The 18,765-nt window shown below is 68.0% G+C and carries 18 protein-coding genes; 8 read left to right on the plus strand and 10 right to left on the minus strand.

Annotation, left to right across the window (positions count from 1 at the left end):
• The first annotated feature begins 35 nt into the window (after positions 1 to 35).
• Positions 36 to 920 (plus strand): hypothetical protein, encoded by an 885-nt coding sequence (locus IEW01_RS15075; RefSeq protein WP_188529229.1) that lies wholly within the window; start codon positions 36 to 38, stop codon positions 918 to 920.
• 18 nt (positions 921 to 938) lie between these two features.
• Here IEW01_RS15075 and IEW01_RS15080 read toward each other — a convergent pair whose 3' ends face one another.
• Positions 939 to 1,208: a DUF2312 domain-containing protein gene (locus tag IEW01_RS15080; protein WP_188529231.1), complete on the minus strand. Its 270-nt coding sequence runs from the start codon at positions 1,206 to 1,208 to the stop codon at positions 939 to 941.
• 179 nt (positions 1,209 to 1,387) lie between these two features.
• Here IEW01_RS15080 and IEW01_RS15085 point away from each other — a divergent pair, with 179 nt between their 5' ends.
• Positions 1,388 to 1,603, plus strand: a complete 216-nt coding sequence (locus IEW01_RS15085; RefSeq protein WP_188529233.1) for a hypothetical protein — start codon at positions 1,388 to 1,390, stop codon at positions 1,601 to 1,603.
• On the opposite strand, the gene IEW01_RS15090 is transcribed toward IEW01_RS15085, so the two are convergent.
• The 9 genes from IEW01_RS15090 to IEW01_RS15130 all read right to left on the minus strand — a co-directional run bounded on the left by IEW01_RS15090 (position 1,596) and on the right by IEW01_RS15130 (position 11,233).
• Complete coding sequence (locus IEW01_RS15090) at positions 1,596 to 3,707, minus strand: enoyl-CoA hydratase-related protein (protein WP_188529235.1); 2,112 nt, start codon at positions 3,705 to 3,707, stop codon at positions 1,596 to 1,598. The genes IEW01_RS15085 and IEW01_RS15090 overlap by 8 nt on opposite strands.
• A gap of 107 nt (positions 3,708 to 3,814) precedes the next feature.
• On the minus strand, positions 3,815 to 4,027 hold the full coding sequence (locus tag IEW01_RS15095) for a hypothetical protein (RefSeq protein WP_188529238.1): 213 nt from the start codon (positions 4,025 to 4,027) through the stop codon (positions 3,815 to 3,817).
• A gap of 25 nt (positions 4,028 to 4,052) precedes the next feature.
• A complete protein-coding gene (locus tag IEW01_RS15100; protein WP_188529240.1) occupies positions 4,053 to 4,379 on the minus strand; it encodes a TraR/DksA family transcriptional regulator in 327 nt (108 codons plus the stop codon).
• A gap of 83 nt (positions 4,380 to 4,462) precedes the next feature.
• The gene (locus IEW01_RS15105; protein WP_188529242.1) at positions 4,463 to 5,506 is read right to left on the minus strand and encodes a FliM/FliN family flagellar motor switch protein; all 1,044 of its coding nucleotides are present in this window, start codon (positions 5,504 to 5,506) and stop codon (positions 4,463 to 4,465) included.
• A gap of 81 nt (positions 5,507 to 5,587) precedes the next feature.
• A complete protein-coding gene (locus IEW01_RS15110; RefSeq protein ID WP_188529244.1) occupies positions 5,588 to 8,263 on the minus strand; it encodes an ATP-binding protein in 2,676 nt (891 codons plus the stop codon).
• Positions 8,260 to 8,586: a hypothetical protein gene (locus tag IEW01_RS15115; protein ID WP_188529246.1), complete on the minus strand. Its 327-nt coding sequence runs from the start codon at positions 8,584 to 8,586 to the stop codon at positions 8,260 to 8,262. Before IEW01_RS15115 ends, IEW01_RS15110 begins: the two co-directional genes overlap by 4 nt.
• 3 nt (positions 8,587 to 8,589) lie before the next feature.
• Complete coding sequence (locus tag IEW01_RS15120) at positions 8,590 to 8,961, minus strand: response regulator transcription factor (RefSeq protein WP_188529248.1); 372 nt, start codon at positions 8,959 to 8,961, stop codon at positions 8,590 to 8,592.
• A gap of 72 nt (positions 8,962 to 9,033) precedes the next feature.
• The gene (locus tag IEW01_RS15125; RefSeq protein WP_188529250.1) at positions 9,034 to 9,846 is read right to left on the minus strand and encodes a CPBP family intramembrane glutamic endopeptidase; all 813 of its coding nucleotides are present in this window, start codon (positions 9,844 to 9,846) and stop codon (positions 9,034 to 9,036) included.
• Positions 9,847 to 9,892: 46 nt separating this feature from the next.
• Positions 9,893 to 11,233, minus strand: coding sequence for an XRE family transcriptional regulator (locus IEW01_RS15130; RefSeq protein WP_188529252.1), 1,341 nt, complete (start codon positions 11,231 to 11,233; stop codon positions 9,893 to 9,895).
• Between the two features lie 213 nt (positions 11,234 to 11,446).
• Here IEW01_RS15130 and IEW01_RS15135 point away from each other — a divergent pair, with 213 nt between their 5' ends.
• The 6 genes from IEW01_RS15135 (at position 11,447) to acs (ending at position 18,730) form a co-directional block, all read left to right on the plus strand.
• Complete coding sequence (locus tag IEW01_RS15135; protein ID WP_188529254.1) at positions 11,447 to 12,796, plus strand: substrate-binding protein; 1,350 nt, start codon at positions 11,447 to 11,449, stop codon at positions 12,794 to 12,796.
• A gap of 101 nt (positions 12,797 to 12,897) precedes the next feature.
• Positions 12,898 to 13,929, plus strand: coding sequence for a branched-chain amino acid ABC transporter permease (locus tag IEW01_RS15140; RefSeq protein ID WP_188529256.1), 1,032 nt, complete (start codon positions 12,898 to 12,900; stop codon positions 13,927 to 13,929).
• Positions 13,930 to 13,938: 9 nt separating this feature from the next.
• A complete protein-coding gene (locus IEW01_RS15145; RefSeq protein WP_188529542.1) occupies positions 13,939 to 15,150 on the plus strand; it encodes a branched-chain amino acid ABC transporter permease in 1,212 nt (403 codons plus the stop codon).
• A 12-nt stretch (positions 15,151 to 15,162) separates the two neighbouring features.
• Entirely contained in the window at positions 15,163 to 15,918 is a 756-nt protein-coding gene (locus IEW01_RS15150; RefSeq protein ID WP_188529258.1) for an ABC transporter ATP-binding protein, read from the plus strand.
• 13 nt (positions 15,919 to 15,931) lie between these two features.
• The gene (locus IEW01_RS15155) at positions 15,932 to 16,669 is read left to right on the plus strand and encodes an ABC transporter ATP-binding protein (protein WP_188529260.1); all 738 of its coding nucleotides are present in this window, start codon (positions 15,932 to 15,934) and stop codon (positions 16,667 to 16,669) included.
• A gap of 117 nt (positions 16,670 to 16,786) precedes the next feature.
• Positions 16,787 to 18,730 carry an acetate--CoA ligase gene (gene acs / locus IEW01_RS15160; protein ID WP_188529262.1) on the plus strand — a complete coding sequence of 648 codons (1,944 nt, stop codon included), beginning with the start codon at positions 16,787 to 16,789 and terminating at the stop codon, positions 18,728 to 18,730.
• Positions 18,731 to 18,765: the final 35 nt, after the last annotated feature.

An 18,765-nucleotide genomic window follows, 5' to 3' on the forward strand; every position in this document is an offset into this window, starting at 1 on the left:
ATTCCAGCAAGCGAGATCGCAGGCACCCTCACCTCATGCACTCCACCAACATATCCATCCACTTCGGCGCGCATTGCACCGACGATGACCAGTTGATCAAGTCCCTGCTGCGAAATCAGGACGTGTTGTCGGAGCACGGGGTCAGCGTGCCGGGGCCCGGCCGCTACCGCCCGCTGCTGCGCGAGGTGCTCGACAGACTCGACGGCGCGCCCGCCAATCTCGATACCCAGGACGTGATCTTCGAGGCGATCCTCGAGAGCGACGGAACCGAACGGCTGGTGCTTTCGAACGACAATTTCCTCGGCAACTCGGTGAATGCGCTCAAGAACGGCCTGCTCTACCGCAACGCCGGGCGCAATTCGGCGGCGCTGCGCAACCTGTTTCCCGACAGCCATGTCGAGTTCTTCCTCGCCGTGCGCAACCCGGCCACCTTCGTTCCGGCACTGCACCAGGTGGTGCAGCCCGGCCCCTTCGAGGATTACGTCGCCGGGGTCGATCCCGATACGCTGGTGTGGTCGGACGTCGTGCTCGACATCCGCGAGCACAATCCCGAAACGCCAATCACGGTCTGGTGCAACGAAGACACGCCGATGATCTGGCCCGAGGTGATGCACGAGGTTGGCGGGCTCGACCCGCAGGTCAAGCTCATGGGCGGCTTCGATATTCTCGCCCGGATCATGGCCAAGGAAGGGATCAAGCGGCTGCGCAGCTACCTCGCGAGCCACCCGCCGGCCAACGAGATCCAGCGGCGCCGGGTGTTGGCGGCCTTCCTCGACAAATACGCTCTCGACGACGAGGTGGAGGAAGAGATCGACCTGCCGGGCTGGACCCCGGAGTTGATGGACCAGTTCACCGCCAATTACGATGACGACCTGATCGAGATCGCCCGCATCCCCGGCGTGACGGTGCTGACCGCCTGATCCGCCGGGGCGCGAAGGTCACATCCCCAGCGCTTCCTTGTACATCTCGAGCACCGCTTCTTCCTCGGCGATATCGTCGCGGTCGCGCTTGCGCAGCGCGATCACCTTGCGCATCACCTTGGTGTCGTAGCCGCGCGCCTTGGCCTCGGCCATCACTTCTTTCTGCTGGTCGGCGATGTCTTTCTTCTCGGCGTCGAGCCGCTCGAACCGTTCGATGAACTGGCGCAGTTCGTCGGCCGTCACGCGGTAGCTTTCGGGCTTGGTGATATCGTCTGAGGGCGTGTCCATCGGGTCCTCCGGGGGGTTGGGTCGCGCCTTGCTACCCGGGCCGACCGCATCCTTCAAGGGTGTTCCGGCGCCGCGCCGCGCCCCGGCGGGTCGTTGCGGTTTCGGGCTTCAATCCGGCGCTGTCGCGCGCTATGTCCGCAACGCAGACGCCGCCCACCGGCGGCGGGGAGGATACGTGCATGGACTGGCTCATCTTCACGGGTGCGATCGTCGCGGGCATCGGCCTCGCGGGGCTCGTGCTTTCCATGGTCCGGGTTGTGAAAGCCAAGCGGGCCGGCCTTGACGACGAGGCGCTCAAGCAGGCGGTGGCCCGCGCCCTGCCGCTCAACATGGGGGCCTTCGCGCTCTCCGCCATCGGCTTGATGATGGTTGTTGTCGGCGTGATCCTCACCTGACCCCGCCGCTTCCGTCCGGAGGCCGGCTGGCCGCACCGGCATTGAGCCGCGCGAAGCTGGCGCCCTCCTTGATCAACTTGTCGAACAGCGGCGACGGCGGGCCAAGCCCGGCCCCGCTCCCGTCGAGCGCGCGCAGCCGGTTGCGCACATTCAGCAGCCCGGCGGCATCGGCGGCCCGCATCGGCCCGCCGCGCCAGCGCGGATAGGCGAAGCCCGCGAGCATCGCCGCGTCGATGTCGGACGGGCGATGGGCGACGCCCTCGGCGACGAGCCGCGCGCCCGCGTTGGCCATCGCCAGCGCCGCGCGTTCGGCGATCCCTGTTTGCGCCGGTCGAGGCCCGCCCGTTCCGGGATCGGCGCGCAGCCCGGCGACGACCGCGGCAAGACCCGGCGCCGGGCCATCGGCTCTGCCGCCGGCGCCATAGCTGTAGAACCCCCGGCCAACCGCCCGGCCCAGCAGCCCCGCGCTGGCCATGCCACCGAGCAACGCGCCGCCCGGGCCGGACCAGCCCAGCGCGGCGAGACGGTCGAGCCCGGCAAGATCGGCGAGCTGGAAGGGGCCGAGCGCGAAACCGTAGTCCCGCAGGGCCGTATCGGTCTCGACCAGGCCGGCACCACCCAGCAGCGCCTCGGACGCCACGCCGAAAAGCGCGGCGAACACCGGCAGCGTGAGGCTGTCGCCGCCGGCACCCGGCAGCACCGCCAGCTTGCCCAGCGCCCGGGCGAAGGCCACGCCGGTGGCGGCGAGGTCCGGCGCGGCCTCGGGCGGACAGACCACCTCCAGCAGCCGCACCCGCTGCGCCGGCAGGAAGAACCGCAGGCCGATCACGTCCGCCGGGCGGCCCGAGGCACGGGCGAGCGCGGCAAGGTCGGGGCCGAGGCCCGCGCTCGCCAGCACCGTGCCCGGCCGCGTCACCGCGCCGGCCCGGGCAAAGACCGCGCGCCGGCCTTCGAGATCCTCGGGGAGCGCCTCGATCACGAGGTCGGCCCCGGCGAGCGCCTCGATCTCGTCCGCCACCGCCAGCCGGTCGATCTGGTCGGCGCGGGCGGCCGCGTCGAGCCGCCCGAGACCGGCCTCGCGCGTGATCCCGGCCACGATCCGCGCGCGGGCCGCCGAGCGGCTGACGGCATCCTTTTCCACCAGCGTCACCGCGAAGCCCACCGCGAGGCAGGCGCGCAGGATCCCCGCGCCAAGCCGCCCGCCACCGACCACCCCAACCCGCGCCACCGCGCGCGGCGCCTGCCCGGCCAGCGCGGGGTGACGCAGCGTGCGGCGCTCGGCGAGGAAGGCATCGCGCAGCGCCCGGGCCTGATCGCTCGCGACCAGCGCTTCGAACTGCGCCCGCTCCATCGCCCGCCCTGCCTCGAACGGCAGGAGCAGCGCCGCCTCCACGATATTGACGGCCCGATGCACCACGTCGCGCCGATCGCCGGCAATGCCGGCGCGGCGTTCGGCGATGGCTTGAAGGTAGCCCGCCGGATCGGCGAAGCCCTCGCGGCGCGCACCGGTGGGCCTTGGCCCGGCCTCGGCGCGCGCGAGGTTGCGCGCCGAGCCGAACGCCGCGCGGTCGAGGTTTTTCTCGATCACCCTGTCCGCCAGCCCGAGCTGCGCGGCTGCCTCGGCGCCGACCGGGCGGCCGGAGATCAGCATGTCGAGCGCGATGCGCGCGCCGACGATCCGGGCGAGGCGCTGCCCGCCCCCGGCCGAGGGCACCAGCCCGAGCGCCACCCCGGGCAGGCCGAGCCGCGCCCCTGAGTGGACAAGGCGGTAATGGCAGGCGAGCGCGAGTTCGAAGCCGCCGCCGAGCGCATTGCCGTGAATCGCGGCGAGCACCGGTTTCGGCGCATCCTCGATGCGCTGGCATAGATCGGCGAGCGTCGGCGCGGCATCGGGGCGGAACAGGTCGCGCAGATCGGCACCGGCGGAAAAGCCGCGGCCTTCGGCCCGGATCACGATGGCGGACACAGCAGGATCGGCGAGCGCGGCGTCCAACGCCGCGACGAGACCGACGCGCACGGCGCGGTCCATCGCGTTGACCGGGGGATTGTCGATGGCGACAAGCGCCACGGCTTCGCGCAGCCTGACCCGAACGACCTCGCCCATATACCCCCACCAGCGCCACCATGAACGGCGGCAACCCGCTTACCAGACAATGCAGGGATCCTAGGCGCAGGCCCCACGCATGCAAAGCGCAATCGCCGGGGCCGGCGTCAGACCGGCACGTTGTCGAAGCCGTCGTCGTCGTCGTCGTCGGACAGGTCTTCCTCGAACTGCTTCAGGTCGGCGGGCACGGGCAGACCCAGCGCGCGCAGTTCCGCCAGTTTCACGCGGATCTGCTCCTGCAGCACGTGGCGGTCTTCCGGCCGTTCGGCGATTTCCACCATCAAGGCGTCGATCGCGGCCTTGATCTCTTCGAATGCCATGTTGCCTCCTCGCTGACGCGCGGCCTCAGCCGCGCTTGTCTGCGCAATCGCGGCAGAACGGGGTGTAGGGCACGACGTCGAGCCGTTCCTCGGAGATCTCGTCGCCACAGCTGACGCAATAGCCGTATTCGCCCGTCTGCACACGCTCGAGCGCGGCCTGGATCTTGGCGATTTCGGCCTTGCCCGAGACGCCCATGCCTTCGAGCACCTCGTCGCCTTCGCGCTCGGTCGCCAGTTCTTCCCAGTCCTTCGACTGGTGGCTGTCGAGCGTCTCGTCGATTTCACGCAGCCGTTCGATCAGTTCGTCGCGGCGGCTTTCGAGAATGCCACGGAATTTCTCGGTGTTGACCATAATAGCCTCCTCGGGTTCGACACATGGTGCCTGCACAGGACCCGGGCGCGCCTTGATACAGGTCAAGCCCGCGGCCGATGCGGTCAAGGCCCGTCGTCAACCGATGGCATCGCGTCCGGATCGCTGCCGAAGGCCGCCAGCGGGTCAGGGTCCGGCCCCGGGAGGGCGGCGGCAGGCGCAGGCGCGGTGTCGGCCACGGGGAGGGAGAGACCGGCGGCGGCGACGCCCTGCCCGGCCATGGACGCCCCGGCATCCGCCGGCGCGGCAAGCCGCAATGCGCGATGGCCGAGGGCCTGGCCGAGGCGGCCGCGCGCCACCACCCGGCCCTCCAGATCCTCCAGCGCAACCTCCGAGAGAGCGGCGCGGGGCAGCGTGATCTCCGAGCCGACCTGCAGCGCACCCAGCTCGGCCAGCGTGATCCGGCGGCGGGCGAGCCGGGCCACGAGATGCGCTTTCGCCGCCATCACCCGGTCCTGCAGCGCCTCGGTGAAGCCCTCCGCGTCGCCCAGCGCGCGCGCGCCCCGGCCCGGTGGATCCTGCGGCAGCAGGATCTGGAGCTGGCCGGTCTTGGCGCCGTGGCCAAAATCCACCGAAACCGAAAAGCTCCGGTACGCGATATCGTCGAGCGTCATCGCCACCGCGCGCGGCTCGGCCAGCGCCATGGCGTAGCGGTAGCCGGTGAGCGCGGGCGCGAGGTCAAGCCCCGCTTCGCCCACCCGCTGCTCAAGGCTCTCGAGCACGCGGTCGATGAAATCGGCGCACATGACCGCGTCGGTCCGCGTTGGCGCGCGCGGCTCGGCCGGGCGGGGCACGACGCGGCCGGTGGTCTGCATCTCGATCAGCGCCGCGACGGCCTGGGCATCGAGCACGACCAGGCCGAAGCCGCCGCCCGGCCCCTCGACCAGCGCCAGCAAAGGCTGCTCGGGCAGCGCCTCGCCGGCCCGCTCCAGCGTGACCCGCGCCTCCACCACCCTTCCCGCAACCGCCACCAGCGCGGCCACGTCCTGCGCGGCCTGCGCCACGGCGGCGCGCAGGGCCTTTTCGGGAGTGACCTGGCCGATCTCGGGCGGCGGACGCCCCGCCCCGGCCTTGCGCCGCATCGCGCTTGGATGGTCTGTTTCCTGCATTTCCACACACCGGCTGGCTTGCAGGAAGGTGTGGCAGGACAAGGTTTACAAAGTGTTGAGATCGCAGATCGTCGCCCGCGATCAGCCCTCGGGCGATGGCAGCGTCACCCGGAACGCCGCCCCGCCCTGCCCCGGCAGATAGGCGATCGCCCCGCCGAGCTTGTTCATGATTTCACGGCTGATCGCCAGCCCGAGACCGGCGCCGCCGGCTTTCTGCTGGTCGGTGAGGCGCGAGAACTTCTCGAACACCATCGCCTCGGCTTCCGCCGGGATGCCCGAGCCGTTGTCGACGAAGTCGATCACCAGGCCGCCTTTCTGCTTGCTGACCCAGATCGTCAGCCGCGGTTCGGCGGCATCGCAATACTTGCGGGCATTGGCGATGATGTTGATGAACACCTGCGCGAGGCGGTCGGTGTCGGTTTCGATGGTGACATCCTCGCGCGCCCGGTCGCGGCGGATATCGAGCACGCGGCCCTCGCCGGCGCTGTTGGCCGAAGCCACGGCGCGATCCAGCACCGCCCCGAGCGCAGCCTGCTGGATGTTGAGCGTGACCTGCCCGGCTTCCAGCACCGAGAGATCGAGCAGGTCGTCGAGCAGGCGGGTGAGCCGGATCGCCTCATCCTGGATGATGCCCGCGTAATGGTGCTGCGCCGGGCCGTCGAGCGCGCCGTCGCGCAGGATCTCGGAGAACGCCCGGATCGAGGTCATCGGCGTGCGCAGCTCGTGGCTGATCTGGCTGAGGAAGGCGTCTTTCTGGATCGAAAGCTGGGTGAGCTTCTCATTGGCTTCGCGCAGCTTGCGCGCGGTGCGGGCCAGTTCCTCGGACTTCGCTTCGAGCTGGGAGGAATATTCCAGCATCTGCTGGGTTTCGTCGGCCACCGCCATCAGGTCTTCGACCGAAACCGCGGCCCCGCCGACGATCTGGCCCACCATCGCATGCGCCGTCGCCGCGCCGACCGAGCCGGAGAGCTGACGTTCCAGCCGTTCGAGGAATTCGGGCGTCGTATCGGGCAGATACCCCGATTTGCCCTGTTCTGCCGCCTGCGCGCGGAACAGCGCCTGCGCCTGCGCGCCGCCCATGATCCGCTGCGCCATGATCAGCAGGTCTTCCGCCTCGGCCGCGCCGCGCGCCCAGCCGCGCCGGGCCTGGCTATGCTCGAAGACGTTGACAAACTGCGCGCCCTGCAGCCGCTCGAGCGGCGTCGGGAAGGAGACCAGCGAAAAGAGGAAGAACAGCGCCGCGTTGACCAGCATCGACCACACCAGCGCATGCACCACCGGCGCCATACCCTCGACGCCGAAAAGCGCCTGTGGCCGCAGCCAGCCCAGCCCCCAGGGGCCGTGGGTCATCATCTCGGGCGAAAACAACGCCGGGCCGAAGGAGGGCAGGAACAGCGCATAGGCCCAGATCGTGAAGCCCGCGATCAGCCCCACCGCCGCGCCCACCCGCGTCGCACCGCGCCAGAACAGCCCGCCCAGCATCGCCGGCAGAACCTGCGCGATGCCCGCGAAGGAGATCAGCCCGATCGCCGCCAGCGCCTCGCCGCCACCGGAAAACCGGTAGTAGAGATAGCCGAAGGCCAGCACCACGGCGATCGACACCCGGCGCGCGATCAGCACGACGTTGCGCACATCCCCCGAGACCGACGCACCCTCCTGCCGGAGCGAGAGCCAGAGCGGCATCACGATGTGGTTCGACACCATCGTCGAGAGGGCGATGGCGGCGACGATGACCATCGAGGTGGCCGACGAAAAGCCGCCGAGAAAGGCCAGCATGGCGAGCCCGTCGCGCCCCTCGGCGAGCGGCAGGGTGAGCACGAAGAGATCGGGGTTGGAGCCTTCCGGCAGCCGCGCGAGGCCGACCGCGGCGATCGGCACCACGAAAAGGCTCATCAGGAACAGGTAGAGCGGGAAGGCCCAGGAGGCGGTGGCAAGCTGGTTTTCGTCGACGTTCTCCACCACCAGCACCTGGAACATCCGCGGCAGGGTGAGAAAGGCGACCGCCGAAAGGAAGGTGAGCGCGACCCAGCGCCCGCTGTCGAGCTGCCATTCGGAAATCGGCGAGGCTTCGATCACCCGCGCCACGTCGGTCGGCCCGCCAGCGAGGCCCCAGACGACGAAAATCCCGACCGCGAGCAGCGCCACCAGCTTGACCACCGCCTCGACGGCGATCGCCGTCACCACGCCGTGGTGGCGCTCGTTGACGTCGAGGTTGCGGGTGCCGAACATCACCGTGAACACCGCCAGCCCCGCCGCCACCCAGAGCGCGGTGGCGGGGGCGTCGGCGGTCACCAGCCCGGCCCCCGAGCCCTCGGCCCCGAACACCGCCAGCGACAGCGTGACCGACTGCAGCTGGAGCGCGATGTAGGGCGTGGTGCCGATCACCGCGAGCACGGTGACGATGACGCCAAGCAGGTTGGACTTGCCGTAGCGCGACGAGATCAGGTCGGCCACCGAGGTGATCCGCTGCGCCCGCCCGATCCGCACCAGCTTGCGCAGGATCCACCACCAGCCCACCATCACCAGCGTCGGGCCGAGGTAGATGGTGACGAATTCCAGCCCCGAGCGCGCGGCGTAGCCGACCGCGCCGTAGAAGGTCCACGCCGTGCAGTAGATCGAGAGCGACAGCGTGTAGACGATCGGCGACCGCAGCCAGGCGCCGCGCCCGGCGTGGGCCCATTTGTCGGCCCCGAAGGCGACGAGAAACAGGAAGGCCACGTAGACCAGGCTGACCGAGATCAGGACATTGGAGGTCATCGCCCCTCGGGCCCCGGGCCGTCACGGCTTTCGTCGGCCTCCGACACCGGCCCCGCCTCCGGTTCCAGCGGGTCGGACCCGACCCCGTCCGGCGCGCGCGAGAGCGCCCGCACGAACAGGGCGGCGGCCAGGATGAGGCCGAACCAGGCGACGAAGAGGTAGATCCCGCCCAGCGCCGTCGATCGCGGCGTGGCCCCGCCGCCGAGGAGCGGCAGCAGGAACAGGAGCGCCCCGGCCACCGGCAGAAGCCGCATCGCGTCGATCAGGCGGCGGCGGCGATAGGTCTCGCGGCCAAGGAAGATCGGTTCGCGCGGCCCCGCCAAGGCTCAGGCTCCCGCGGCGATCTCGCCCAGCGCGGCGAGCAGTTCGGCGTTCGAGAAGGGTTTGGTCATGAAGCGGGTGACCCCCAGCGAGTCGGCCAGTTCGCGGTCTTTCTTCTGGCCGCGGGCGGTGAGCATCAGCACCGGCAGCGCGGCGAAATCGGGGTCGGCGCGCAAGTCTTTGAGGATGTCGTAGCCCGAGCGGCCGGGCAGCATCACGTCGAGCAGGATCACGTCGGGCCGCGCCGTGCGCACCGCCGCCACGGCGGTTTCGCCGTTGGCGTGCACGGTCACGTCCCAGCCGTCGCGGCTGAGGATGAAATTGATCGCCTCGATGATATTCGGCTCATCCTCGACGATCACAACGCGCTTGGTCATGGGTTCCCCTCTGGCCCCTCCCCCGGGCCGTGCCCGTCGACTATCTCCAAAGCGGGCGCTTGTGTCAAAGCCTCAGGGCTGCACCCCCCGGCGCCGCAACCGAGCCGGGCCGAAGCGCAGCACCACCGCGACGACGGCGGCGGCCTGAACCGCGAACAGCACGAGCGCCGGCGTATCGGCCTCCAGCACCGGAAACACCCAGTGCGAAAGGTTGAACATGGTGTGGAACACCAGCATCGCGAGGATCGAGCGATCGGTATGGTTCCAGATCCAGGTGAACAGCACCGAGACCATCAGGCAGGTGACGAACAGCCCCCAGAACGGCCGGCCGTAATACGGCGCGGCCTCGTTGGGGAAGTGGAACAGCGGCAGGTGCCACAGCGCCCAGACCGCGCCGACCACGAGGCTCGCGCCGAGCGCGCCGAAGCGGTCCTGCATCGGGTCGAGCAGGGTGCCGCGCCAACCGAATTCCTCCTGCAGCGGTCCGCCGGTGAACAGGATGATGGCGAAGGCCACCGGGAGCATCGCCGGGTTCGCCATCGCCGCGCTCGGCACGATCTGCGCCCCGGCGAGCCAGCCCGCCAGAAGCGCGCCGCCGATCAGCGCCGGGAACAAGAGGACGACGACGAGCCACCAGCGCCAGCCGATGCGGAACCGCAGGCCCAGCCGCAGCAGATCGAGCACGCCACGCGGACCGCCGCGCAGAAGCGCCACCGCCAGCGCCCCGACCAGCGGCCCCCAGGGCGCGGGCGTGCCGCCGGCGGCAAGATCGGCCAGCCCGGCGGGCAGGTCGACACCGTAATGCGCCAGAACCGGCAGCGACCAGAACCCCCAGCTCCAACCGAAGGTGACGGCGAGAAACAGCAGGACATGGGCGAGACGCATGGCGATTCCTCCTTGCGTCGCAGCCTAGAATCGCGGGCGAAGGCTGTCACTGATCGCGGTCGGACCGGGGGGCGGCCGGGACGCGCGCGCCGAGGATCGAGGGTTCGCGCCGCGCCGGGCAGCTCTCGCGCGGGCAGACCCGGCAGGTGCTGCCGGCCTCGACCAGCGGGCCGGGCACCTCGCGCTCCACCGGCTCGATCAGCATCGTCGCCCCGTGCACGGTCGGGGCGTCGAACCCGGTGCCCGCCAGCGGCAGCGATACCGCGCGGCAGCGGAAGCGGCGTGGGATCCGTCCCGGCATCTCGAGCACCGCCGCAACCGGCTGGGCCGGGCGGGTGAGCGCCTGGTAGAGCGGCCAGAGCGGGCAGCCACCGCCGAAGCGCGGCAGAACGAAACCCTCGACCGGCTTGCGCAGGGTGAGCGTGCCCGCACCATCGCAGACCACCAGCCCTGCCGCATCGCCGCCGAGGCTCGCCATCCGCCGCAGCACGGCGTCGAGCGGCACGTCGAAGGCGGCGGCAAGGCGCGACGGATCGCCATCCACCGCCGCGCGCGAGACGGTGAAGGCGCCCGCGGGCATGGCGCGCGCATCGGCATGGTAGCGCGAGAGCATCGCCCGGGCCATTTCCGCCGTCCCCGGATCACGCGGCGCCTCCGCCCCCTTGAGCAGCGCGCCGATCTCGCGTGCGCCGGCGCCGGGCGCCTCGAGGGTCGGGAAGTGGTAATCCGCGCGCGCCACGAAGGCCCCGAGCTCATCGACCGGGGACAGCGGGGTTTCGGCGACATCGCCGCCGGTGTCGAGCCAGGCGACCAGCCCCTCGGCGCTCTCCGACAGCCGGCGGCTCTCCTCGCCCACGTTGCGCAGGAACCGCGCCTGCCAGTCGGGGTCGATATCGCGTGTTTCGGTGAGGATCGAAGCGGCGGAACGGATCGCCGTCACCGCCGAGAGCACCTCGTGCAGCGAGGCGGCGAGGTGGGGATCGTGCGCGAGCCGGTCGGACAGCGTTTCCACCAGCCGTTCGAGCGCCTCGATCCTGCGCCCCTGCGTCGCCACCAGCGCGGCCCATCCGGGGAAACGCCCGGCGAAATCCTCGGCCCGGTCGAGTTCCGGCGCACCACCGGGCCCGGCCTCGCCGCTGCGCGCCGCGGCGTCGCGCAGCGCGACCATCAGCGCGTCTTCCGCGCCCTCGGTGAGCTGGGTCGGCTCGACGCCGAGTTCGCGGGCGATATCGACGATGAGCTTGCCGCCGATTCTGCGCCGGTTATGCTCGATCAGGTTGAGGTAGGCAGGCGAAATTCCCACCGCGCGGGCAAGGTCGGCCTGCCGGGTGCCCCGGGCGAGGCGGCGCTCGCGGATGCGGCTGCCGGTGAGCGGGCTGGCAGGCAAGAACGAAACCCCCTGATTCCATGCGCTTTCTGCGCCGTGGTGAAAACTATTTTACAAACCTATCACATCTCTTGTTCATTTGTTTACAAAAAAAATGTTTCACCAGAAGGAGTTGTTGCGCAGTTTTCTGTCCGCGCACAATAATGTGAGAGCCCTGTAAAGGGCCAAAGGCGGTGCGAGGAGGCACCGCTCTCACCTAACGGGAGGATTTACATGTCCACTACGAACTTTACCCGTCGCGGCCTGATGAAGACCGGCGCCGCCACCGGCGCCGGTTTCGCGCTGCCGACGATCTTCACCTCGGCGGCCTCGGCCTTCACCAACGAACCCACCGGCGACACGGTGACCTTCGGCTTCAACGTGCCGCAGACCGGCCCCTACGCCGAAGAGGGCCTCGACGAGCTGCGCGCCCAGGAACTGGCGGTTGAGCACATCAACGGCATGGGCGACGGCGGCATGCTGAACACGTTCTCGTCGAAGGCGCTGGACGGCACCGGCCTGCTCGGCAAGAAGGTCAACTTCGTGACCGGCGACACCCAGACCAAGTCGGACGCCGCGCGCGCCTCGGCCCGGTCGATGATCGAGAAAGACGGCGTCGTGATGATCAACGGCGGCTCGTCCTCGGGCGTGGCCGTGGCCGTTCAGGGCCTGTGCCAGGAAGCCGGCATCATCTTCATGGCTGGCCTCACCCACTCGAACGACACCACCGGCAAGGACCGCAAGGCCAACGGTTTCCGTCACTTCTTCAACGCCTACATGTCGGGCGCCGCTCTGGCCCCCGTGCTGAAGAACGCCTACGGCACCGACCGTCGCGCCTATCACCTCACCGCCGACTACACCTGGGGCTGGACGCAGCAGGAATCGATCCAGTCCGCCACCGAGGCGCTGGGCTGGGAGACCGTCAACAACGTGCTGACCCCGGTCGGCGCGGGCGACTTCTCGTCCTACATCACCCCGGTTCTGAACTCGGGTGCCGACGTGCTGATCCTGAACCACTACGGCGGTGACATGGTCAACTCGCTGACCCAGGCGGTGCAATTCGGCCTGAAGGACGCTCAGGCCAACGGCAAGGACTTCGAAATCATCGTGCCGCTCTACTCCGAGCTGATGGCCGCCGGTGCCGGCGAGAACATCAAGGGCGTCTACGGCTCGATGAACTGGAACTGGCAGCTTTCCGACGAAGGCACCCAGGCCTTCGTGAAGTCGTTCGGCGAGAAATACGGCTTCCCGCCGTCGGGTTCGGCGCACACCTGCTACGTGCAGACGCTGCTCTACGCAGATGCCGTCACCCGCGCCGGGTCGTTCAACCCCTGCGCCGTGGTCGAAGCGCTCGAGGATTTCGAGTTCGACGGCATGGGCAACGGGCCGACGCTCTACCGTGGCGCGGATCACCAGTGCTTCAAGGACGTGCTGGTCATGAAGGGCGCGGAAAACCCGACCACCCAGTACGACACCCTCGAGATCGTGGAAGTCACCCCGGTCGAGCAGGTGACCTACGCCCCCGATCACCCGATGTTCGGCGGCGCCGAAGCCTCGCTCGGCGAGTGCAACCCGGGCGCCTGATCTTCCGAGGCTAGACAGATGGCAGGGCGGGGACTTCCCCGCCCTGCCTTCGAACCCGGGCAACAGACCCGGTTTTCCCAACACGACCCAGGGTGGGGACTATGGACGCCATCATTCTTCAGATTCTCAACGGGCTCGACAAGGGCTCGGCCTATGCGCTGATCGCGCTCGGGCTCACGCTGATCTTCGGCACGCTCGGCGTGGTGAACTTCGCGCACGGTGCGCTGTTCATGATCGGCGCCTTCGTCGCTGTCACGGTGCAGCGTTTCCTCGGATTCTCCTTCGAGCAGATCGACCCGGACAAGACCGACTTCCTCGGCAACCCGCTGAAGGTGAAGGTAACTTATGTCGAAAGCTGGTTCGGCCCCGAGGTCGGCGGCACGATCGTAGACTGGTCGGTGCCGGTGGCGGTGCTCGTCGCGATCCCGATCATGCTGCTCGTCGGCTTCGTGATGGAGCGCGGGCTGATCAAGCACTTCTACAAGCGTCCGCATGCCGACCAGATCCTGGTGACCTTCGGCCTCGCCATCGTGCTGCAGGAACTGATCAAGTATTTCTACGGTGCCAACCCGATCCAGACCCCGGCCCCCTCGGCGTTCAAGGGATCGTTCGATTTCGGCGTTCTCGTCGGCTTCGATCCGAACGCGATCATCTACCCCTACTGGCGTCTGGTCTACTTCGCCTTCGCCGTCGTGGTGCTCGGCGCGGTGTTCGCCTTCCTGCGCTTCACCACCTTCGGGATGGTGGTGCGCGCCGGCATGGCCGACCGTGAAACCGTGGGCCTGCTCGGCATCAACATCGACAAGCGCTTCACCATCATGTTCGGCATCGCCGCCGCGGTGGCGGGGATCGCGGGGGTGATGTACACGCCGATCCTGAGCCCGAACTACCACATGGGGATGGACTTCCTCGTGCTGTCCTTCGTCGTGGTCGTCGTCGGCGGCATGGGCTCTCTGCCCGGCGCCGTCGCCGCGGGCTTCCTCCTCGGGATCCTGCAGAGCTTCGCCTCGATGAACGAGATCAAGTCGCTCATCCCCGGAATCGACCAGGTGATCATCTACCTCGTCGCCATCATCATTCTGCTGACCCGTCCGCGGGGCCTGTTGGGCCGCGCCGGCGTGATGGAGGACTAACCGATGAAAATCCTCGGCCTTTCCGCCAAAGACACCCGGTTTCTGCTGATCGTCATCTTCCTGACGCTGGCGACGCCGATCCTGCTGCAACCCTTCCCCGAGGGTTCGGGGCTGGCCACCTTCAACGCCGGCTACCCCGACCTGATGCAGCGCTTTGCCATCTTCGGCATCTTCGCCATCGGCTTCAACATCCTCTTCGGCCTCACCGGCTACCTCTCGTTCGGCCACGCGGCCTTCCTCGGGGTCGGCTCCTACACCGTGGTCTGGATGTACAAGCTGCTCGATTACAACGTGGTCTGGGGCCTGCCGCTGGCGGTGATCACCTCCGGCATCTTCGCCCTCCTCATCGGCTTCGTCAGCCTGCGGCGCTCGGGGATCTACTTCTCGATCCTCACGCTGGCCTTCGCGCAGATGTCGTACAACCTCGCCTACTCGGTGCTCACCCCGATCACCAACGGCGAAACAGGCCTGCAGGTCTATTCCAGTGACTCGCAGGTTCTGCTCGGGGCGAGCGAGCCCACCACGCCGCACTTCTTCGGCATCGTGATGCGGGACAACTTCTGGCAGCCCAACTTCGGCGGCTGGCAGTTCACCTTCAACAACGGCTATTACTTCACCGCGATCATCGCCATCATCGTGTTCTACATCAGCCTGCGGATCTTCCGCTCGCCGTTCGGCCTGATGCTGCGCGCGATCAAGACCAACCAGACCCGGCTCAACTACACCGGCATCAACACCCGCCCCTACACGCTCGCGGCTTTCGTGATCTCGGGCATGTATGCCGGCCTCGCCGGCGGCTTGATGGCGGCGATGGACCCGCTCGCGGGCGCCGAACGGATGCAGTGGACGGCCTCGGGCGAAGTGGTGCTGATGGTGATCCTCGGTGGCGCGGGCACGCTGATGGGCCCGATCCTCGGCGCCGGCTTCATCAAGTATTTCGAGAACATCTTCTCGAAGATCAACGACCAGATCCTGCAAGGCTGGTTCTCCTGGATGCCCGACTGGCTGTCCGGCCTGCTGATCGAGATCAGCCACTTCTTCGTCGGCAAATCCTGGCACCTCACGCTCGGCCTGTTGTTCATGCTGGTGGTGATCTTCCTGCCCGGCGGCCTCGTCGAAGCCGGTCAGCGCATCGCCCGGCTGTTCAAGAAGAAGCCGCCCGAGAACGGCGGCAAAGGCTCCGATCATCACCCGCAGCCAGCGCCCCACGTGGCCGAGTAAGGAGGAAAGACAATGGGAATCCTCGAAGTCAAAGGTGTGGGCAAGCGGTTCGGTGGCCTTCAGGCGCTGTCGGACGTGAACCTCTCAGTCGCCGAGAACACCGTGCACGCGATCATCGGCCCGAACGGCGCAGGCAAGTCGACCCTGCTCAACTGCTTCGTCGGCAAGCTGATCCCCGATACCGGGTCGGTGATGTTCAACGGTGAAAGCGTGCTCGGCCGCAAGCCGCACGAGATCAACCAGATGGGCATTTCCCGGGTGTTCCAGACACCCGAGATCTTCACCGACCTGACGGTGATGGAAAACGTCATGATCTCGTGCTTCGCCCACCGCGACGGCGCCTTCCGGCTGCACCCGTTCGAAACGGTGGCGCACGAGACCGACATCATCGAACAGGCCGAGAAAATGCTGCTCGACGTGAACATGGCCGACAAGCGCAACATGCACGCCGCCTCGCTCAGCCGGGGCGACAAGCGCCGGCTCGAGATGGCGATGTGCCTGGCGCAGGAGCCCCGGCTCCTGTTGCTCGACGAGCCCACCGCCGGCATGGCCCGCGCCGATACCAACAACACGATCGACCTGCTCAAGGAGATCAAGGAAAAGCGCGATATCACCATGGCGATCATCGAACACGACATGCACGTGGTGTTCTCGCTCGCGGAGCGGATCACCGTTCTGGCCCAAGGCACACCGCTCGTCGAGGATACACCCGAAAACATCAAGGGCCATCCGAAGGTGAAGGAAGCCTATCTGGGCGAGTCGGTCTGAGGAGAGACACGAGATGGACAAGAACGCCAACCACGCGGCCACCGCGCCCGCCTACTTCTCGGCCTACGATATCCACGCCTATTACGGCGAGAGCTACATCGTTCAGGGCGTGAGCTTCAACATCCACGAGGGCGAGATCCTCGCCCTCCTGGGCCGCAACGGCGCCGGCAAGACCTCGACGCTGCGCGCCATCGCCCGCACCGGCAGCCCGCTGGTGACCCATGGCGAGATCTGGCTCGACCACCAGCCGCTGCACCGGATGAAGAGCTACGAAGCGGCCCAGGCCGGGATCCAGCTCGTGCCGGAGGACCGGCGCATCATCCAGGGCCTGACGGTGGAGGAAAACCTCGAGCTCGCCCGCATCGCGCCCGGCCACGGCTGGGAACTCGAGCGGGTCTATGAGCTCTTCCCCCGCCTCGGCGAGCGCGCCAAGCAGGAGGGCACCACGCTTTCGGGCGGCGAACAGCAGATGCTCGCCATCGGCCGCGCGCTGGTGCGCGACATCAAGCTGCTGCTGCTCGACGAGCCCTACGAGGGGCTCGCGCCGGTCATCGTGGACGAGATCGAGAAAACGCTCAACATCATCAAGGCGCAGGGCATCACCACCCTGCTCGTCGAGCAGAACGCGATCCGCGCGCTCAACCTTGCGGACCGCGCCGTGATCCTCGACACTGGCACCGTCGTCTTCGATGGAACCGCCAAGGAGGTGCTCGACAACGAGACGCTCAGGCACGAATACCTGGCGATCTGATCCAGATCATCGCCGGTTTCGCGAAATGTGCCATCAAGCCATCATCGCGCGCGCCGGTCGCGGCGCGGATGGCGCAGAACGTGGCCTGCCCGGGAGGGGTGGGCGAAGGAGGAAAGCATGACCGAACTCAAGATTCACCCGCCCTCGGCCGACTTCGTCAAGAACGCCAAGATCGACGCCGCCAAGTACGAAGAGATGTATGCCCGCTCGATCTCCGACCCGGACGGGTTCTGGGGCGAGGCCGCCGAGCGGCTCGACTGGATCAAGAAACCCAGCAAGATCAAGAACACCGATTTCAGCTACCCCGATGTTTCGATCAAGTGGTTCGAGGATGGCGAGCTGAACGTCGCCGTCAACTGCGTCGACCGGCACGTTGCCAGCCGCGGCGACCAGGTGGCGATCATCTGGGAATCGGATGATCCCAACGTCGCCAAGCACATCACCTACAAGGAGCTTTCGGCGAACGTGAACAAGTTCGCCAACATCTACAAGAAGCTCGGGGTGAAGAAGGGCGACCGGGTGGTGCTCTACATGCCGATGATCCCGGAAGCGGCCTACGCCATGCTGGCCTCGGCCCGGATTGGCGCGGTCCACTCCATCGTGTTCGCCGGCTTCAGCCCCGAGGCGCTGGCCAGCCGGGTCAACGACAGCGACGCCGCCCTCATCATCACCGCCGACGAGGCCCCGCGCGGCGGCCGCAACACCCCGCTCAAGGCCAATGTCGACAAGGCGCGTGAACACACCGGCAACGTGCCCACCCTCGTGGTCGAGCGCACCGGCGGCGACGTGCACATGGAGCCGGGCGTCGATCACGGCTATACCGCGCTGTTCGAGGAAGCCTCCGACCAGTGCGAGCCGGAAGCGATGAACGCCGAAGACCCGCTGTTCATCCTCTACACCTCGGGTTCGACCGGCACCCCCAAGGGCGTGCTGCACACCACCGGCGGCTACCTGCTCTATGCCGCGATGACCCATGAATACACCTTCGACTACCACGACGGCGACATCTTCTGGTGCACCGCCGATGTCGGCTGGGTGACCGGGCACAGCTATATCGTCTACGGCCCGCTGGCCAATGGCGCGACCACGCTGATGTTCGAGGGCGTGCCCACCTACCCCGACGTTGGCCGGTTCTGGCAGGTCTGCGAGAAGCACAAGGTCAACCAGTTCTACACCGCGCCCACCGCCATCCGCGCGCTGATGCGCCACGGCACCGAGCCGGTGGAACGCCACGACCTGTCGTCGCTCAAGGTGCTGGGTACGGTCGGCGAGCCGATCAACCCGGAAGCCTGGGAATGGTATAACGAGGTCGTCGGCAAGGGCACCCGCCCGATCGTCGACACCTGGTGGCAGACCGAAACCGGCGGCCACATGATGACGCCGCTGCCCGGCGCCCATGCCACCAAGCCCGGCGCCGCGATGAAGCCCTTCTTCGGCGTTCAGCCGGTGGTGCTCGATCCGCAGACCGGCAAGGAGATCGACGAGACCGAATGCGAAGGCGTGCTCTGCATCAAGGACAGCTGGCCCGGCCAGATGCGCACGGTGTTCCGCAACCACGACCGCTTCGTGAAAACCTATTTCGCCGACTACAAGGGCTACTACTTCTCCGGCGACGGCTGCCGCCGCGATGCCGACGGCGATTACTGGATCACCGGCCGGGTGGATGACGTGATCAACGTCTCCGGCCACCGGATGGGCACGGCGGAAGTGGAAAGCGCGCTCGTGGCGCATTCCAAGGTGGCCGAGGCGGCGGTGGTGGGCTTCCCCCACGCGCTCAAGGGCCAGGGCATCTATTGCTACGTCACCCTGATGGAAGGCGAGCCCTACAACGACGAGCTGCGCGAAGAGCTGGTGGCCTGGGTCCGCAAGGAAATCGGCCCGATCGCCAAGCCCGACTTCATCCAGTGGGCGCCGGGCCTGCCGAAAACACGCTCGGGCAAGATCATGCGCCGGATCCTGCGCAAGATCGCCGAGAACGATTTCGGCGCGCTCGGCGACACCTCGACGCTGGCCGATCCGGGCGTGGTCGACGACCTGATCGACAACCGCATGAACAAGTGATCCCCCGGGGGATCGCGCAAAACGAGCGGCCGGGG

The organism is Sinisalibacter lacisalsi (genome assembly GCF_014640115.1).
Taxonomy (GTDB): domain Bacteria; phylum Pseudomonadota; class Alphaproteobacteria; order Rhodobacterales; family Rhodobacteraceae; genus Sinisalibacter; species Sinisalibacter lacisalsi.

Coding starts and splice junctions, on each gene's coding strand:
- IEW01_RS15080 (WP_188529231.1), bottom strand. CDS start 1,208: ATGGACACGCCCTCAGACGATATCACCAAGCCCGAAAGCTACCGCGTG.
- acs (WP_188529262.1), top strand. CDS start 16,787: ATGACCGAACTCAAGATTCACCCGCCCTCGGCCGACTTCGTCAAGAAC.
- IEW01_RS15140 (WP_188529256.1), top strand. CDS start 12,898: ATGGACGCCATCATTCTTCAGATTCTCAACGGGCTCGACAAGGGCTCG.
- IEW01_RS15090 (WP_188529235.1), bottom strand. CDS start 3,707: ATGGGCGAGGTCGTTCGGGTCAGGCTGCGCGAAGCCGTGGCGCTTGTC.
- IEW01_RS15125 (WP_188529250.1), bottom strand. CDS start 9,846: ATGCGTCTCGCCCATGTCCTGCTGTTTCTCGCCGTCACCTTCGGTTGG.
- IEW01_RS15075 (WP_188529229.1), top strand. CDS start 36: ATGCACTCCACCAACATATCCATCCACTTCGGCGCGCATTGCACCGAC.
- IEW01_RS15135 (WP_188529254.1), top strand. CDS start 11,447: ATGTCCACTACGAACTTTACCCGTCGCGGCCTGATGAAGACCGGCGCC.
- IEW01_RS15095 (WP_188529238.1), bottom strand. CDS start 4,027: ATGGCATTCGAAGAGATCAAGGCCGCGATCGACGCCTTGATGGTGGAA.
- IEW01_RS15100 (WP_188529240.1), bottom strand. CDS start 4,379: ATGGTCAACACCGAGAAATTCCGTGGCATTCTCGAAAGCCGCCGCGAC.
- IEW01_RS15155 (WP_188529260.1), top strand. CDS start 15,932: ATGGACAAGAACGCCAACCACGCGGCCACCGCGCCCGCCTACTTCTCG.
- IEW01_RS15120 (WP_188529248.1), bottom strand. CDS start 8,961: ATGACCAAGCGCGTTGTGATCGTCGAGGATGAGCCGAATATCATCGAG.
- IEW01_RS15150 (WP_188529258.1), top strand. CDS start 15,163: ATGGGAATCCTCGAAGTCAAAGGTGTGGGCAAGCGGTTCGGTGGCCTT.
- IEW01_RS15105 (WP_188529242.1), bottom strand. CDS start 5,506: ATGCAGGAAACAGACCATCCAAGCGCGATGCGGCGCAAGGCCGGGGCG.
- IEW01_RS15085 (WP_188529233.1), top strand. CDS start 1,388: ATGGACTGGCTCATCTTCACGGGTGCGATCGTCGCGGGCATCGGCCTC.
- IEW01_RS15110 (WP_188529244.1), bottom strand. CDS start 8,263: ATGACCTCCAATGTCCTGATCTCGGTCAGCCTGGTCTACGTGGCCTTC.